The 14,910-nt window shown below is 69.3% G+C and carries 15 protein-coding genes, 1 tRNA gene and 1 pseudogene; 12 read left to right on the forward strand and 5 right to left on the reverse strand.

What is annotated here, in order from left to right; genetic code table 11:
• The 6 genes from JGS39_RS24430 to JGS39_RS24455 form a co-directional block, all read left to right on the forward strand.
• Positions 1-361, forward strand: a 361-nt coding sequence (locus JGS39_RS24430) for a biotin synthase BioB (protein ID WP_219571603.1), incomplete at its 5' end; no start/stop codon positions are given.
• Positions 358-1,629 (forward strand): MFS transporter, encoded by a 1,272-nt coding sequence (locus JGS39_RS24435; RefSeq protein ID WP_219571604.1) that lies wholly within the window; start codon positions 358-360, stop codon positions 1,627-1,629. The genes JGS39_RS24430 and JGS39_RS24435, both read left to right, overlap by 4 nt.
• The gene (locus JGS39_RS24440; RefSeq protein ID WP_219571605.1) at positions 1,626-2,936 is read left to right on the forward strand and encodes a class I adenylate-forming enzyme family protein; all 1,311 of its coding nucleotides are present in this window, start codon (positions 1,626-1,628) and stop codon (positions 2,934-2,936) included. Before JGS39_RS24435 ends, JGS39_RS24440 begins: the two co-directional genes overlap by 4 nt.
• Positions 2,933-3,277: an acyl carrier protein gene (locus JGS39_RS24445; protein WP_219571606.1), complete on the forward strand. Its 345-nt coding sequence runs from the start codon at positions 2,933-2,935 to the stop codon at positions 3,275-3,277. Before JGS39_RS24440 ends, JGS39_RS24445 begins: the two co-directional genes overlap by 4 nt.
• A complete protein-coding gene (locus JGS39_RS24450; protein ID WP_219571607.1) occupies positions 3,274-3,987 on the forward strand; it encodes a 2OG-Fe(II) oxygenase in 714 nt (237 codons plus the stop codon). The genes JGS39_RS24445 and JGS39_RS24450 overlap by 4 nt, the downstream gene beginning before the upstream one ends.
• A gap of 43 nt (positions 3,988-4,030) precedes the next feature.
• On the forward strand, positions 4,031-4,816 hold the full coding sequence (locus JGS39_RS24455) for an aspartyl/asparaginyl beta-hydroxylase domain-containing protein (RefSeq protein WP_219571608.1): 786 nt from the start codon (positions 4,031-4,033) through the stop codon (positions 4,814-4,816).
• A gap of 372 nt (positions 4,817-5,188) precedes the next feature.
• Here the strand turns inward: JGS39_RS24455 and JGS39_RS24460 are convergent, their stop codons facing one another.
• Positions 5,189-5,764, reverse strand: coding sequence for a TerD family protein (locus JGS39_RS24460; protein ID WP_219571609.1), 576 nt, complete (start codon positions 5,762-5,764; stop codon positions 5,189-5,191).
• A gap of 154 nt (positions 5,765-5,918) precedes the next feature.
• Between JGS39_RS24460 and JGS39_RS24465 the strand changes: the two genes are divergently transcribed.
• Both JGS39_RS24465 and JGS39_RS24470 read left to right on the forward strand, forming a co-directional pair.
• Positions 5,919-6,365, forward strand: coding sequence for a sec-independent translocase (locus JGS39_RS24465; protein WP_219571610.1), 447 nt, complete (start codon positions 5,919-5,921; stop codon positions 6,363-6,365).
• 34 nt (positions 6,366-6,399) lie between these two features.
• Entirely contained in the window at positions 6,400-6,654 is a 255-nt protein-coding gene (locus JGS39_RS24470; protein WP_236064085.1) for a hypothetical protein, read from the forward strand.
• Positions 6,655-6,676: 22 nt separating this feature from the next.
• Here JGS39_RS24470 and tatA read toward each other — a convergent pair whose 3' ends face one another.
• The gene (tatA, locus tag JGS39_RS24475; protein ID WP_219571611.1) at positions 6,677-6,955 is read right to left on the reverse strand and encodes a Sec-independent protein translocase subunit TatA; all 279 of its coding nucleotides are present in this window, start codon (positions 6,953-6,955) and stop codon (positions 6,677-6,679) included.
• Between the two features lie 162 nt (positions 6,956-7,117).
• On the opposite strand from tatA, the gene JGS39_RS24480 reads away from it, so the two are divergent.
• Positions 7,118-8,653 carry an LCP family protein gene (locus JGS39_RS24480; RefSeq protein WP_219571612.1) on the forward strand — a complete coding sequence of 512 codons (1,536 nt, stop codon included), beginning with the start codon at positions 7,118-7,120 and terminating at the stop codon, positions 8,651-8,653.
• A 238-nt stretch (positions 8,654-8,891) separates the two neighbouring features.
• Here JGS39_RS24480 and mgtA read toward each other — a convergent pair whose 3' ends face one another.
• Together mgtA and JGS39_RS24490 are read right to left on the reverse strand one after the other, a co-directional pair.
• Positions 8,892-11,441: a magnesium-translocating P-type ATPase gene (gene mgtA, locus JGS39_RS24485; protein ID WP_372456161.1), complete on the reverse strand. Its 2,550-nt coding sequence runs from the start codon at positions 11,439-11,441 to the stop codon at positions 8,892-8,894.
• 97 nt (positions 11,442-11,538) lie between these two features.
• The gene (locus JGS39_RS24490; protein ID WP_219571616.1) at positions 11,539-11,850 is read right to left on the reverse strand and encodes an ArsR/SmtB family transcription factor; all 312 of its coding nucleotides are present in this window, start codon (positions 11,848-11,850) and stop codon (positions 11,539-11,541) included.
• Positions 11,851-12,086: 236 nt separating this feature from the next.
• Here JGS39_RS24490 and JGS39_RS24495 point away from each other — a divergent pair.
• Positions 12,087-12,347, forward strand: a pseudogene (locus JGS39_RS24495) (GlsB/YeaQ/YmgE family stress response membrane protein); the annotation flags it as partial.
• Between the two features lie 635 nt (positions 12,348-12,982).
• Here the strand turns inward: JGS39_RS24495 and JGS39_RS24500 are convergent.
• A tRNA-Ala gene (locus JGS39_RS24500) sits at positions 12,983-13,055 on the reverse strand.
• Between the two features lie 170 nt (positions 13,056-13,225).
• Between JGS39_RS24500 and JGS39_RS24505 the strand changes: the two genes are divergently transcribed.
• Positions 13,226-13,774, forward strand: coding sequence for a helix-turn-helix domain-containing protein (locus JGS39_RS24505; RefSeq protein ID WP_219571613.1), 549 nt, complete (start codon positions 13,226-13,228; stop codon positions 13,772-13,774).
• Between the two features lie 109 nt (positions 13,775-13,883).
• A partial coding sequence (locus tag JGS39_RS24510) for a serine/threonine-protein kinase (protein WP_219571614.1) occupies positions 13,884-14,910 on the forward strand: 1,027 nt, incomplete at its 3' end.

The raw sequence follows: 14,910 nt of genomic DNA on the forward strand, positions 1-14,910 counted from the left end.
CTTCGTACCCGCCCCGAACACCCCCCTGCAGCTCGCCCCCATCGGATCCAACGAACTCGCGCTCAACGCGCTCGCCGCACTCCGGGTGCACCTCCCCTCCCTGCTCATCCCCTCGGTGAGCGCGCTGGAGAAGACCTCGCAGGGAGGCCAGTCCCGCGGCCTCGCCGCCGGTGCCAACGTCATGACGGTGAACTTCACCGGGGAGGCCGACCTCAACCGCTATCTGATCTACGGCAAGGACCGCTACGTGGTCCGCAAGCAGCACGTCCAGGAGCTGGTCGCGCAGGCCGGAATGCGGACCCGGGGCTCCGTCTTCCTGGACGCCCCGGCCGCCACCGATGCGCTGAAGTACGCCTCGTGAGCACGTACTCCGTCACGTCCGCCAACTTCGCACGGTTCTGGTTCGGGCAGACGCTCTCCCAGTTCGGGGCGCGTATCGGCACGCTGGCCATGTCCGTCACGGCGATCGAGCTCCTGCACGCGGACAGCCGTGAGGTGGGCCTCCTCGGCGCCGCGTCGACCGTCTGCTACCTCCTGATCGGGCTGCCCGCGGGCGCGTGGGTGGACAGGATGTTCAAACGCCGGACGATGATGTGGGCCGCCCTCGTCCGCGCGCTGGCCGTCCTCGTACTGCCCCTCCTCTGGTTCACGGGAGAGCTGGGGATGGGGGCGCTGTACGCGGTAGCCCTGGTCGTCGGCGTGGTGACGGTCTTCTTCGACGTCGGCTACCAGTCCTACGTCCCCGTCCTCGTACCGGAGGAGGACATCGCCCCGGCCAACGCACGCCTCGAAGCGACGTCCCAGGTGTCCACCCTGGCGGGGCCCGCGCTGGCAGGTCTGCTCATGCGTGTCGTGAGCGCGCCCGTGGTGCTGCTCATGGACTCCCTCGCCTACTTCTTCAGCTTCCTCTGCCTGACGGCCACCAAGGACGGCGAGCAGCAGTCCGACCTGGCTCCCCGGGCCAGGGGCCGGCTGGCGGCGGACATCGGGGAGGGGCTGCGCTTCGTCCGGGACCAGCCGGTCATCAGGCGGCTCGCCGTGTCCATGGGCGTATCGAACTTCTTCGCCACGATGGTGGCCACCCTGGTCCCGGTGCTCGTCATGAGCACCCTCGGCTTCGACGCGTTCATGCTCGGGCTGATCATGACCTGCGGCGCCGTCGGCGGCGTACTGGGAGCCATGCTCGCCCCGCGGGCCCGGCAGCGGTTCAGTCTCGGCACGGTCATGGCGGCAGGGCTGCTCACCGCCGCGTTCTTCACCGCGGCCAGCCCGCTGGCGGTCCTGGCCGCCGACTCCAGCAGGGTCCTGGCCGCAGCGGTCCTGCTGGTCGGGGAGTTCGGGCTCACGGTCGGGGCGCTGCTCTACAACGTGACCCAGGTCAGCCTGCGGCAGAAGCTCTGCCCCAGGAACCTGCTCGGCCGGATGAACGCGTCCATCCGCTTCGTGGTGTGGGGCAGCATGCCGGTCGCCGCGATAGCGGCGGGCTGGCTGGGCACGGCGATCGGCATCGTTCCCACGTTGTGGATCGGGGTGGTCGGAAGCGTCGTCACCGTCCTGCCGATCCTCACGATCGACAAGGTCCTCGCCGCGGGCGAGGAGCGGCCCGTGGTGACGGAGGGCATGCGATGAGCAGCGGTCGTACGGAACTGGCCCGGCGCATCCTGTCCCAGGGCGTACGCGTCAACGGTGAGACCCTCGACGCGGCAGGCTCCTCCTTCCACTCCCTCGTAGAGGGTCTGGACTCGGCCGGGGTGCGCCCCGGCGACGTGGTGGTGCTCGGCGGCCTGGCGGGACGGGAGCTGGTGACCGCCGCCGTCGCGGCCTGGCGGCTGGACGCGGTCCCGCTGCCGGTTCCGGGGACCGGCGAGCCGGCCGGGCAGGCCACCCGTGGTGCCTGTCGCGTCACCGAGGAGCTGACCGTGGTCCCCCGGACCGGGGAGCAGGGCGAGCTCGGCCTTGCCACCACCGCTGTACTGCACCTGAGTTCGGGCAGCACCGACCGTCCGAAGGCGGCCAGGCGCGGCGTGGCGAGCCTGCTCTGCGAGGCCGAGGGCTATCGCATCGGGCTCTCCCTCGCCCCCGGCGACTGTGTCGCGGTGCCCGTTCCGCTGGTGCACTCGTTCGGCTGGGGCGTCGCGATGAGCACGATGCTCGCCGGCGGCGACATCGAGGTCGCCCCCTTCGTCCGCGCGGGCACCCTGGCACGCAGGCTCGACTCCGGCGAGGTGTCGGTCCTCGCCCTCACCCCGCCCCTGGCCCGACTGCTGGCCGGCACCCGCCGCCGGGGCGAGTTCCGGCCGCGTGCCGTGATGGCGGGGGCGGGCCGGATCGGTGACGAGCTCGACACCGCGTTCCGGGAGCGGTTCGGGGTGCCGCTCCTGCGCGGATACGGCTGCTCGGAGACCGGCGGTACCTTCTTCGGCGAGCGCGGGATGGGCCGGCCGGTCTCCGGCGTCGACATCCTCCAGCCCGGTCCGGGAACCCGCGGGGAGCTGGTCCTGCGACTGCCCGCACCGGTCGAGGGCTATCTCGGCGACCCCGCGCCGCCGACCCGGGAATGGCGCAGCGGGGACATCGTCCGGCACGGCTCCGACGGCTCCGTGCATTTCGTGCAGAGGGTCCGCGGCCCACTGCGGCTGAACGGGAGATTCGTCCGTACGGACGGCATCACGAAATCCCTCCAGGCCGTCACAGGTGTACGGGATGTGTTCCTGCTCGTTCTTCCCCGTGCCGACAGCCCGGAGATCGAGGACTTCCACGCGGTGGTCGAGGGAAATCCGGCCGGGACGGATCTGATCGCGGCACTGGCCGGGAATTCCGATGGGACACCTGTGCCGCGCGTCCTCGTATGCCGGGAAATGCCCCGCACCGTGGTGGGCAAACCTGACCGGAACGCACTGACCGACATGGTTCGAAAGGGAATCGAGGCAGCATGAACTCCCATGGTTCGCCCGGGCGCGAAGCCTGTGACCGTCTGGTCGCCGACCTGGTCGTCGAGGCGCTGACCGAACGGGGCATCTCCGCCCCCGACGCCGGTGACCTGGTCGGGAACGCCGAACTGCGCTCCCTCGACATCGCCCTGCTCGGTCTGAACTCCCTCGACTGGACGGCCCTCGCCTCCAGGATCGAGGAGGCCAGCGGTACGGAAATACCCGACCAGGTTCTTGTGCGGCCGGAGAGCCGTTGTGTGGCGGGGTGGGGCGAGGCCGTATTCGCCGCCCGGAACCTCGTGCCCGAGAAAACGAACGCGCATGAAAAGAAAGGCTGGGACGCATGAGGGAGATTCAGCGCGGAAAGCGCTTCATCATCATCGATGACTTCCTGAGTGAGCCGGTTTTCTCCGCCGCCCAGGATCTGATGGACCGCGCCGCGTTCACCCGGCGGGAGAGCGTCATATCGGACGAGGACGGCCCGGCTTTCCGCTCGAAGGGTGTGCGGTTCAAGGAGGAGCTCGGCTCCCTGGACGCCGGCGGCCGGCCGAAGGCGTACGAGGAACTGGGCCGCGCGGTGCGCGCCTACAGCGACTTCTACGGTGAGGCGAGCACCGACTGGAACAGGATCGCCTTCGCGTTCTGGAAGTACCCGGCCGGCAGCCGGCTCGGCTGGCACAACGACGCGGGCCGTGGCCGCAAGGGCGAGTTCATCCTGTTCCTCCACGACCGGTGGCGCCCGTCGTGGGGCGGCGAACTCAAGCTGATCGACGAGGACCCGCCGCCGCCGGACGCCGGTGACGACGTGGAGAGCGACCTGGTCCGCCGGATGGAGAGGCGGATCGACAGGAGCACGACCAGCCCGGTGGCCATCGTGCCCAAGCCCAACCGGCTCGTCCTGGTGAAGTCGGACACCGTCCACACCATCGGGCGGGTGGACCCCACCGCCGGCGACACGCTGCGCCGCTCGCTCACCGGCTTCGTGTCCCTGAGCCCCGAGCGCACGACGGCCGTCGGAAGCGCCCGCGAGAAGCTCACGGCGATCCTCGCCGACTGACAGCGGTACCGACCGCGCCGTACCCGTACGAATGGAGGCCCACATGCAGCCGTGGATCACACAGAGCCCCGCCTACCTGGAGCGGTGGATCGACGAACAGGAAATCGACCGGTCGGCCGTCGCACGCGTCATCGAGGGCCTGGACATCGCGGTCCGGGACGAGGTCGGCCGGCACACCACCGGTGGCCAGCAGCCGAACCTCTACATCCCCGGCCTCTCCGCGGCGCCGTGGTGGGAGAACGACCGCTTCCCGTGGACAGCGGACCTGGAGGCCGCGACGCCGGACATCGTCGCCGAGTTCGAGGCGCTGGGCGGCCTGCGGGGCAGGCGGACCCTGAGCAGCAACCCCACCGAACTCGCCGACGAGGGCCGCTGGTCCGCGCACTACCTGTACTACACGGCGAAGGCGTACCCGAGGAACATCAAGGCCTGCCCGAAGACCGTGGCCGCCCTCGCGTCGATCCCCGGGGCGCTGGGCTGCGGAATGACGTACTTCTCGGTCCTGGACCCCCACACCCACATCGCGGCCCACACGGGCTTCACGAACGCCCATCTGCGATGCCACCTCGGCCTCGTCACGCCCGAGGGCCCCAGCATCCGCGTGGGCGACGAGTCGAGGCAGTGGGAGCGGGGCAGGACGTTCGTCTTCGACGACTCCTTCGAGCACGAGGTGTGGAACGACACCGGTTCCGGACGCGCCGTGCTGCTCTTCGACCTCTGGCACCCCGATCTCAGTGAGGTCGAGGTGCGGGCCATCACCTACCTCATGGAGGTCTCCCGGAAGCTGATCTACCGCAGTTTCTGGTCCAAGGAGTTCGTGAGTGTCTGACGGGCCGGGCCCACCCCGCCCGGCATCGAAAAAGCCCCCTCCGAACCGCGTTTCCGCAGTTCGGAGGGGGCTTTCATGTGGAGCCTAGGAGATTCGAACCCGAAATCGTTACGTTCCTGACCTGCGGCTTCACCGGAGAACCGGAACAAACAACCCCGTTTCCAGGTGCAGGACGTCCAGCTCGCGCGGGGTCAGGGCGGCCAGGCCGGGAAGGCCCTGCGTTCGGCGAGCGGGAGTCGTAGTCTCCGGAGCCGAAGAGCTCCCGGACATGCGGACGCCTTCCGACTGCGCTGTCAAGGGCGGCGCGGGGCCCGCCAACTGCGGGCGAGGAAGCGCCCGAGGCAGCAGACGGCGAGCCGCGGCAGAGATGGATCAGACCTGCACGCCAAAGTCCTGTGCAATCCCGCGCAGTCCGGAGGCATAGCCTTGGCCGACCGCGCGGAACTTCCACTCCGCCCCGTGCCGGTACAGCTCACCGAAGATCATGGCGGTCTCGGTGGAGGCGTCCTCGGTCAGGTCATAGCGGGCGATCTCGGTGCCGCCCGCCTGGTTCACGACGCGGATGAACGCCCCCTTGACCTGCCCGAAGCTCTGCCCGCGTGACTCGGCGTCGTGGATCGAGACCGGGAAGACGATCTTGTCAACCTTTGCGGGCACGGCCGTCAGGTTCACCTTGACGCTCTCGTCGTCGCCCTCGCCCTCACCGGTCAGGTTGTCGCCGGTGTGCTCGACCGAGCCGTCCGGGCTGGTGAGGTTGTTGTAGAAGATGAAGTGCCGGTCCGACACCACCTTGCCGGACGCGTCGCACAGCAGGGCGCTCGCGTCCAGGTCGTAGTCGGCGCCCGTTGTGGTGCGCACGTCCCAACCCAGGCCCACCAGCACTGCCGTGAGTCCCGGCGCCTCCTTGCTCAGGGACACGTTGCCGCCCTTGCCCAGGGAAACTCCCACCGCTCCTACCTCCGTCGTTCGAGCGTTCACGCACAGCGTGCTGTCACCCGGGACAACGCCGCCACCGCAACAATGGTTCCATTGCTTGCGCAACCTTTAAAGTGTTACGTGCGGCGGGCTGCCGCGGCGCCGCAGCCAAGGCAAGGAGTGTCGGATGTTCCCGGACGTAGGCCCCCTGGAGGTGATCACGATCGCGGTGATCGGCATCCTCCTGTTCGGACCCGACAAGCTGCCGGAGGTCCTGCAGAACGCGGCCCGTACGGTGCGCAGGATTCGCGAGTTCTCCGGGAGCGCACAGCAGGAGATCCGATCCGAACTTGGCCCGGAGTTGCAGGACTTCGACGTTCGCGACTTGCACCCGAAGACCTTCGTGCGCAAGCACGTCCTGAGCGGGGACGACGGATTCGGCCATGCGCTCAGCGAGATCCGGGACGCGCTCGATCCGCGGCCCGCCCTTTCCGACGTCGCCGACACTCTGCGGGACGCCGCCTCCGGCAACGGGCCCAGGAGTGGCGGTGCCGCGACGCTCGCCATCAGCCTGGCGAAGCCGCCGGCAGTTGCCGAGCGGACACGGACCGGCTTCGATCCCGACGCCACATGACAGCGACCCATATCGACGTTTTCAGGAGCGTTCCATGTTTGACACAGCGACCATGGAAACCCACGGTCCGGCGGTCCAGGAGATCGCGGTCTTTGAGGGCGGCCCGGCTCACGGGCTCCGTCTGCGTGTCACGCACAGGCCGCCGGTAGTGCAGATCACCCGGCCCTGCACCCTGGAGGATACGGCAGAGCCGGAAGGTCTGCGGGCCGAGGCGCTGTACGTCTACCGGCGCGACCTGCGCGTGCAGGAGGAGCCGCTGCGCTACGGGTTCGACGAGGCGAGCCCGTGAAGGAAGGCCGAGCGAACCGGGTTCAGCGTGCGGTGCCGGACTCTGTCGCCGTGTGCGCGGTGACCGGCTGGTCCGGGAAGCCCTGGACGGCCTTGGGTGTGGTCTGTTCTGCGGCACCGCTCCCGGCGGGCGCCGTCGGCTGTGCACCCTCCTCCTTCATGGCCTTGGTCTCGCTCTTGAGGATGCGCAGCGACTTGCCCAGGGAGCGGGCGGTGTCGGGCAGCTTCTTGGAACCGAAGAGCAAGATGATCACCAGGCCCAGGACCAGCAGGTGCCAGGGTTCGATGGCGTTGCGGAACATGGGGTCCACCTCTCGTCGTCGCATTCACGATGGTCGCGCCGAACCGCTGAGCACACCGGACGTACCGCGCACTCAGCGGCGCTTGCTACATTGCGCAACCGTACAACCTTGGGGTGGCGCCGGCCGTCTCCTCTCGTAGCACCCACGGATGAGGGCCCGTACATGACGCAGACCACCGAGGCGCCTGCCGGGCGTACCCGGCGCCGGGCGAAGCCCTCACGGCGCCGGGTAGCAGCGGGCCATGGGCGCCGTAAGCGCGGTTGGCTGCGGATCGCGCTCACCATAGGGTTGTCGATTCTCGTCCTGGTCACGGCCGGCGCCGGCTGGCTGTATCTGAGGCTCAACGGCAACATCGACACCTTCGGTGCGGACGGTTTCTCCAAGAACCGGCCCGCCGCCGAAGCGTCCAGGGGCGCGAACGTCCTGGTGATCGGCACCGATGCTCGCACCGGCGGCAACAGCGAGCTGGGCGGCGGCGACAAGAGCGACATCGGCCGCTCGGACACCGCCTTCCTGCTGCACGTCTACGCCGACCACCAGCACGCCGTCGGCATCTCCATACCCCGCGACACTCTGGTGCCCATTCCCTCGTGCAAGCTCCCCGACGGCTCGTGGAGCAAGGCGCAGACCAACGTGATGTTCAACTCGGCCTATTCGACGGGCGGGACGGCCGAGGGAAATCCCGCCTGCACCCAGAACACGGTCGAGCAGCTGACCGGGCTGCGCGTCGATCACACCGTCGTCGTGGACTTCAAGGGCTTCTCGAAGCTCACCGATGTGGTCGGCGGGGTGCAGGTCTGCCTGCCGAACGACGTCTACCAGAAGGACCTCAACCCGAACCGCACCACGCAGGGCAAGATCGTCTTCGAGAAGGGCGAGCAGAGCGTCTCCGGACAGAAGGCTCTCGACTACGTCCGTATCCGACACGGCATCGGCGACGGCTCCGACATCGGCCGTATCAAGCGCCAGCAGGCCTTCATATCCAGCCTGATCACGAAGATCAAGAAGGACGGCTTCACACCTACCAAGCTGTTGCCACTCGCAGACGCCGCCACGAAGTCGATGACCGTCGACCCGGGCCTGGGCTCCGCGGACGAGCTGTTGAAGTTCGCGATGTCACTGAAGAGTGTCGACCTGCACAACACCAAGTTCGTCACCATCCCCTGGCGCTACGAAGGTAACCGCGTCGCCATCGTGCAGCCCGACGCCGACGCCCTGTGGGCGGCGCTCAAGGACGACCGCACCCTGGATGGCAAGGACGCCAGCGGAAAGAACGGCGGCAAGGTCCCCTCTTCGCCTTCCCCGTCAGCGAGCGCCACCGAAGAGGTGACCGGTGACGGCGTGTCGGTCGCCGTCTACAACGGCACCACCACCAAGGGACTCGCCGCCGAAGCCGCCAGCAGCCTCACCGAGCACGGCTTCACCGTCACGGGCACCACCAACGCCACCACCCAGGACCACTCCACCACATCCGTCACCTACGGTCCCGGCCAGAAAGCCGAAGCCGAGACGCTCGCCGCCCTCTTTCCCGACGCGGAGCTCACCGCAGGCTCCAACTCCGGCGTCAGCGTGGTGCTCGGATCCGACTACGCCCCCGGCCAGGCCGCCTCCGCGACCCCGACGGCCCTGCCCTCCAGCGTGGCCGACGGGGCACGGTCGGCCGACGAGGACATCTGCTCGAACCTGTCCTACGGGTGAATCAGGCGCCATGCACGCGACAGGGCAAGTCGCTTCGCGAGTCACGCCCCTCGCCGCATCCACTCGGACGAAGCCCGAGGACTGGCCGCACGATGCTGCGTCCAGCACCCTCGCCGCCAGACGCGGAACCAGACTGCCAGCACTTCGCTGCCAGCAGTGTCTCCCCCATGAGGCACACACGATCGGGTACTCCCTTATCCCGCGGGGCCCGGCAGGCGCTTTCAGAGACCACATGCCGTCAGCTCGACCCCGTCAGCCCCGTTCCGAATGACTTTGGGGGTTCACCTGACGGTGACGCCGGCTTGCCTTCCCGCCTCCGCAAGGCGAAGAGTGCGGCCGCGTACAGGGTCAGCACCGACGCGAGCAGCGGGTAGTAGAGGGCGGGTAGCGGTCTCAGGCCCAGGAGCGGTCCCAAGGGTGTCAGGGGCAGGGCGATGCCGATGACCGCGAGGCCGGTGGCTGCCCAGCGCACCGGCCCGGGCGGCCGCCCCCCGACGGCGTGGCGACCGGTGCGCAGCAGGAGCATGACGAGGGCCTGGGTGAGCAGGTTCTCGGTGAACCAGCCCGCGTGGAAGTCGGCCTGGTCCTCCGGCCCGAGTGAGCCGGGCAGGCACACGGCGAGCACCCCGAAGGTGGCGAGGTCGGCCAGTGCGCCCAGGATGCCGAAGCCGGTGAGGGAGCGCAGAAAGGCGCGCGGCCGCATGGCCGTTGGGCGGCGCAGTGCGGCCCGGTCGGGCCGATCGTAGACCAGGGCCAGTTGGGCGGCGTCGAAGCACAGATTCTGCACCAGAACCTGCGCCGGCAGCATCGGCAGGAACGGCAGCAGCAGCCCTGCGGCGAGCATCGCGATCACGTTTCCCAGGTTGGAGGAAAGCGTGATGCGCAAGTAAGAGGCGATGTTGGCACTGGAGTGGCGACCCGCGACGACGGCATGGCCAATGGCGGTGAGGTCCTTCTTCGCGAGCACGACGTCCGCGCTGCGGCGGATCACGTCGACGCCGTCGCGCGGACACACCGCGACGTCGGCGGCGCGGAGCGCGGGTAGGTCGTTGACGCCGTCGCCGAGGAAGCCGACGGTGTGCCCGTGCGTGCGCAAGACGGTAACGATCCGGGCCTTGTCGGCCGGTGCGCAGCGGGCGAAGACCGTTGTACGGGTGGCCAGTTCGGCGAGTTCTCCGTCGGTGAGGGCGGCCAGTGCTTCGCCCGTGGTCACGTCGCAGGGGTCGATGCCGAGGTCGCGACAGGCGCGGACGGCGGTGGCCGGGTGGTCGCCGGTGAGGACCTTGACCCCGACACCTCGCTCGCCGAGGTCCCGTATGGCGTCCTGCGCGGTGTCGGCCAGGGCGTCGTGGAAGGCGACGAAGCCGCAGAAGGTGAGGCCGCGTTCGTCGGCCGGGGTGTAGCCGCGCGTCTTGGCCTGCCGCTGTGCGGTGGCCACGGCCAGCAGGCGGACCCCGTCCGCCGCGAGATCCGCGGCCCGCCTCAGCAGCCCCGCACGCTCCTCCTCGCTGATCGAGCAGCATTCCAGAACCTCGGGCACCGCGCCCTTCACAGCGAGGGTATGCGTGCCCAGCGCGCCGGGCCCGCGTACGACGGCGGTGGCGAGGCGGCGTACGGGGTCGAAGGGCAGCGCGTCGACGCCGTCGTACGCTTCCCAGTCCTCTGGCCCGGTCGCGTCCAGGAGCGCCTCGTCCATCGGATCGGGGTCAGCGAGATCGGCGGTCTGCAGAGTCCACCACGCGCAGACGCCCGCCCAGTGCAACGCGTCGGGGTCGGTGCGGTCGGGGTCGACAACAGGCTCGTCCCGAGTGAGGGTGCCGGTCTTGTCGACGCACAGGACATCGACGGCACCCAGGTCGTGCAGTGCCGGGAGCCGTCGCACGATGACGCCGTGCGTGCGGGCGAGCACGGACGCGCCGCGCGCCAGGCAGGCGGTGACGATGACCGGGAGCATCTCCGGAGTGAGGCCGACAGCCACGGCCACGGCGAACGGCAGGGTCTCCAGACCCCGGCCGCGCAGCGCCGCATTGCCCATCAAGACCAGAGGCGGCGTGATCAGCATGAACCGGATCAGCATCCACGAGATGCCCTGCACACTGCGGTCGAAGGCGCTCGCCGTACGCTCGCGGCGCGCACCATGCACCGCTGCGAACCGTGTGTCGGCCCCGGTGGCCACCACCACGCCGACGCCACTGCCCGAGGCGACGGTGCTGCCCTGGAAGCACAGATGGGCGATGGCCCCGCCAGTCGGCACATCCACCGGCTGCTTGGCCACGGGCGCCGACTCGCCGGTCAGCGCCGCCTGCTGCAAGGTCAAGCCACGGGCCCGCAGCAGCCGCAGGTCGGCAGGGACGAAGTCGCCCGCCGCAAGCCGGACCACATCGCCGGGAACCAGGTCGTCGACCGGGATCTCGCGTACCTGAGAGCCTGCCCCGGCGGCTGCCCTTCGCTGCACGCTCGCGGTCCCCGCCACCAGATCCCGTAGCCCGGCCCCGGCACGCTCGGCGCGGTACTCGCCTTGCGCGCGCAACGCACAGCTGACCATCACCAGGGCGGTGATGACGCAGGCGGTGCCCCACGCGGCGACCAGTACGGAGACGATCCCGAGACAGAACAGCACGGCGGTGAAGGGATCGCGCAGGCTGTGCCAGAACCGCGCCGGCCAGGAGACCCCGTGGGCGGCGGGCAGCGTGTTCGGTCCGAACCCGGCGAGCCGGTTCTCGGCCTCAACCTCGGTCAGTCCACGAGGGCTCGTGTCCAGGGCACGCAGCATCAGCAAGGCGGTCACGTCACCGAGGGCGGGACCGACAGCGCTTCCGGGTCGCGATCCCAGCCCGGAAGCCCCGGCACACGCGGCGCGTTCAGGCGTCGCCACCTCAGCTCCCTCAGGCTACGGTGCCGCGCAGCCGACGCACGGGAGCCCCGGCCTGCTCGGCACGCTCGGTCAGCTGGCCCACCATCAACCGCACCACGGTCACCACGTCTGGATCGTCGACGTAGTAGACCTGCCGACGACCCTCGCGCCGGGACCGCACAAGCCCGGCGAGCTTCAGCTTGGTCAAATGCTGGCTGACGGCAGGCAGCGCCCCGCCCACCCGCGCCGCGAGCCCGCTGACATCACTCTCGCCCTGCGCAAGTGCCCACACCATGTGCAACCGCGTCGAGGAGGCGAGCAGCGCAAACGAATCGGCCGCCATGGCGAACACGTCGGCGGACGGATCGTCGCACCGACCCGAACCACCAGAACCCGCCACCACCGGCTCACTCCTGTCCCGCTCCACGCTCCTGTACGACGGCGCCGTCCAACTGCGGACCGCGAGCCCAGTCTAGGCGTGCGGCTGGTATCCGAACTCTTACGCAACCAGCGCCCACTGAGGGTCGTCTTCACTCACAACTATAAAGTTACGCAACCAAGCAAGGTACAGAGCGGAGAATGGCAGACAAAACGGGAATCGCCAGTTGGATCATCCCGGGTCTCATCGCCGGAGCCATCGCCGAGATCCTGCTCCCCGGCCGCGATCCAAGCAGCCTCATCGGCACCACCCTCGTCGGCGTCGCAGGCGCGTTCGTGGGCGTCTGACTGTCAGCCCGCTTCCTCGACCGCCCAATCGAGGCGCAGTTCTTCGACCTGCACACATGGGGTGCGGCGATCGGCGGAGCGCTTGCCCTGCTCATCGGCTACCGAATGCCATTCGCGGGACTGATCATTCGACAGGTTCCGGCCCAGTCAGGCATGGCATTCGCGCTGCGGGGCCGTCGGCGCGCTGGTCCGCCACGAAGACCTGTCAGCCTCTCCTTCCGTGCGCAGCTGACTTCGGCTCTCCTGTCTCCGAGGCCTGCATCCACCTGAGGGGCAGGACCACGGGGCAGACGCCGGCGAGGCGCTCCGCCGCCACGTCCTGAGCCGGCTCGACCATCTGCGCGACTACCCGTGCATCGCCCGGCGGCTCGTGGACGAAAGCATCCGGCTGCATTGCGGTTACTGAGGTTGAACTCGTGAGCCCCGACCATGCCGCAACTACAAAGGGGTCGCCGCACGCAGGAGCACGATCATCGCGCGGGCACCACAAGCCCGAATCCAACGAGGCGGGGGCCCGCGCCGGACTCCGGCGCAGCCGAAGCGGCCTTCCTCCCGAGCCTCTGGCCCGGCCAGGCCCAGGAGAACCACGGGAGAGCGACGCGTGGCAGCAAGCCCCCGAGAAACCCCGGAATCTCGGGCCTCTGCACTCACCGTGTCGGCACCGTGGCGCTGACGTATCAGCACAGAAAAATCGAGAAAAAAATAACCCCTCTGACCAAGTTTCCGCAGGTCAGAGGGGTTTAATGCTGTGGAGCCTAGGAGATTCGAACTCCTGACATCTGCCTTGCAAAGGCAGCGCTCTACCAACTGAGCTAAGGCCCCGAACAGCAGGCAGCACCCGACGCTTCGCGCCGTGGGCCACCGCCGCAGACCAGAGTACCGGGTGACCCCCTGAAACCTCCAAAAAGATAGGGACTCCCGGTGGGCAACCACTCTCCGTAAGATGCACGTCGAGGTTCGCAGCAGCGAAGCCGCAGCGAAGGGGAGACGCCATGGATGCAGCGCAGCAAGAGGCAACGGCCAGAGCCAGGGATCTTCAGCGCAGCTGGTACGGGGAGCCGCTGGGCGCGCTCTTCCGACGGCTGATAGATGACCTCGGCCTGAACCAGGCCCGGCTCGCCGCGGTGCTCGGACTGTCCGCCCCCATGCTCTCCCAGCTCATGAGCGGCCAGCGGGCGAAGATCGGCAACCCCGCGGTCGTCCAGCGTGTCCAGGCACTCCAGGAACTGGCCAGTCAGGTGGCGGACGGCAGCGTCAGCGCGGGAGAGGCGACCGACCGCATGGAAGAGATCAAGAAGTCCCAGGGAGGTTCCGTGCTCACCGGCACCGGCCAGACCACGACGACCGGCGGCGCCCCCACCGTGCGCCGTGTGGTCCGCGAGATCCAGTCGCTGCTGAGGTCCGTCGCCGCGGCCGGTGAGATCATCGATGCCGCCGACTCCCTCGCCCCGGCCCACCCGGAACTGGCAGAGTTCCTCCGGGTGTACGGCGCAGGGCGCACCGCGGACGCGGTGGCGCACTACGAGGGCCACCAGAGCTAGACGACCGGACAGGACCGGGCACCCGCCCGGCAACCGGAGCATCCGGGTCCGGACGCGGGCACAGTGACACGCACGGGCCGACACAGGAACGGGGAGCGGGCGCAGCGCAATGGGTGAGGTCTTCGCTGGTCGGTACGAACTGATCGATCCGATCGGACGTGGTGGGGTCGGTGCTGTCTGGCGTGCCTGGGATCACCGGCGCCGCCGGTACGTGGCGGCCAAGGTCCTCCAGCAGAGCGACGCGCACACGCTGCTGCGCTTCGTCCGCGAGCAGGCGCTGCGGATCGAGCACCCGCATGTGCTCGCCCCGGCGAGCTGGGCGGCCGACGACGACAAGGTCCTGTTCACCATGGACCTGGTCAGCGGCGGTTCGCTGGCCCATGTCATCGGTGACTACGGCCCGTTGCCCCCGAGGTTCGTCTGCACGCTGCTCGACCAGTTGCTGTCGGGGCTGTCGACGGTGCACGCCGAGGGGGTCGTGCACCGGGACATCAAGCCGGCCAACATCCTGATGGAGGCCACCGGCACCGGCCGGCCGCATCTGCGGCTGTCCGACTTCGGGATCTCCATGCGCAAGGGCGAGCCCCGCCTCACCGAGACGAACTACGTGGTGGGGACGCCGGGTTACTTCGCACCCGAGCAGATGATGGGCGCCGAGCCCGACTTCCCCGCGGACCTCTTCGCGGTCGGTCTCGTCGCCCTGTATCTGCTCCAGGGCCAGAAGCCCGACTCCCAGGCGCTCGTGGAGCACTTCGCCTCGTTCGGGACACCCAGCGCCCCGCAGGGCATCCCCGAGCCGCTGTGGCAGGTCCTCGCGGGGCTGCTGCAGCCGGACCCGCAGGCCCGGTTCCGTACCGCCACGGGCGCGCGCAAGGCCCTGACGGCCGCCGTCGAGATGCTGCCCGAGCCCGGCATCGACGACGAGCCGGTGGAGGTCTTCGACCAGATCGGCCCGCTGCCCGCCGGATTCGGCCCCGCAGGGCCCGTAACGGACCAGCAGGCCCCGCAGGCCCCGCAGCCGGCGGCAGGGCAGCAGGCCACGGGACAGCAGCCGTACACACCGCCCCCGGCCGCCATGTCGGAGACGGGCAGCTTCCACCTCCCGCCGCCGTACCGGATCCCTCGCAGGCCCCCAC

Origin of the sequence: Streptomyces poriferorum, assembly GCF_019399235.1 — a bacterium.
Classification (GTDB): Bacteria; Actinomycetota; Actinomycetes; order Streptomycetales; family Streptomycetaceae; genus Streptomyces; species Streptomyces poriferorum.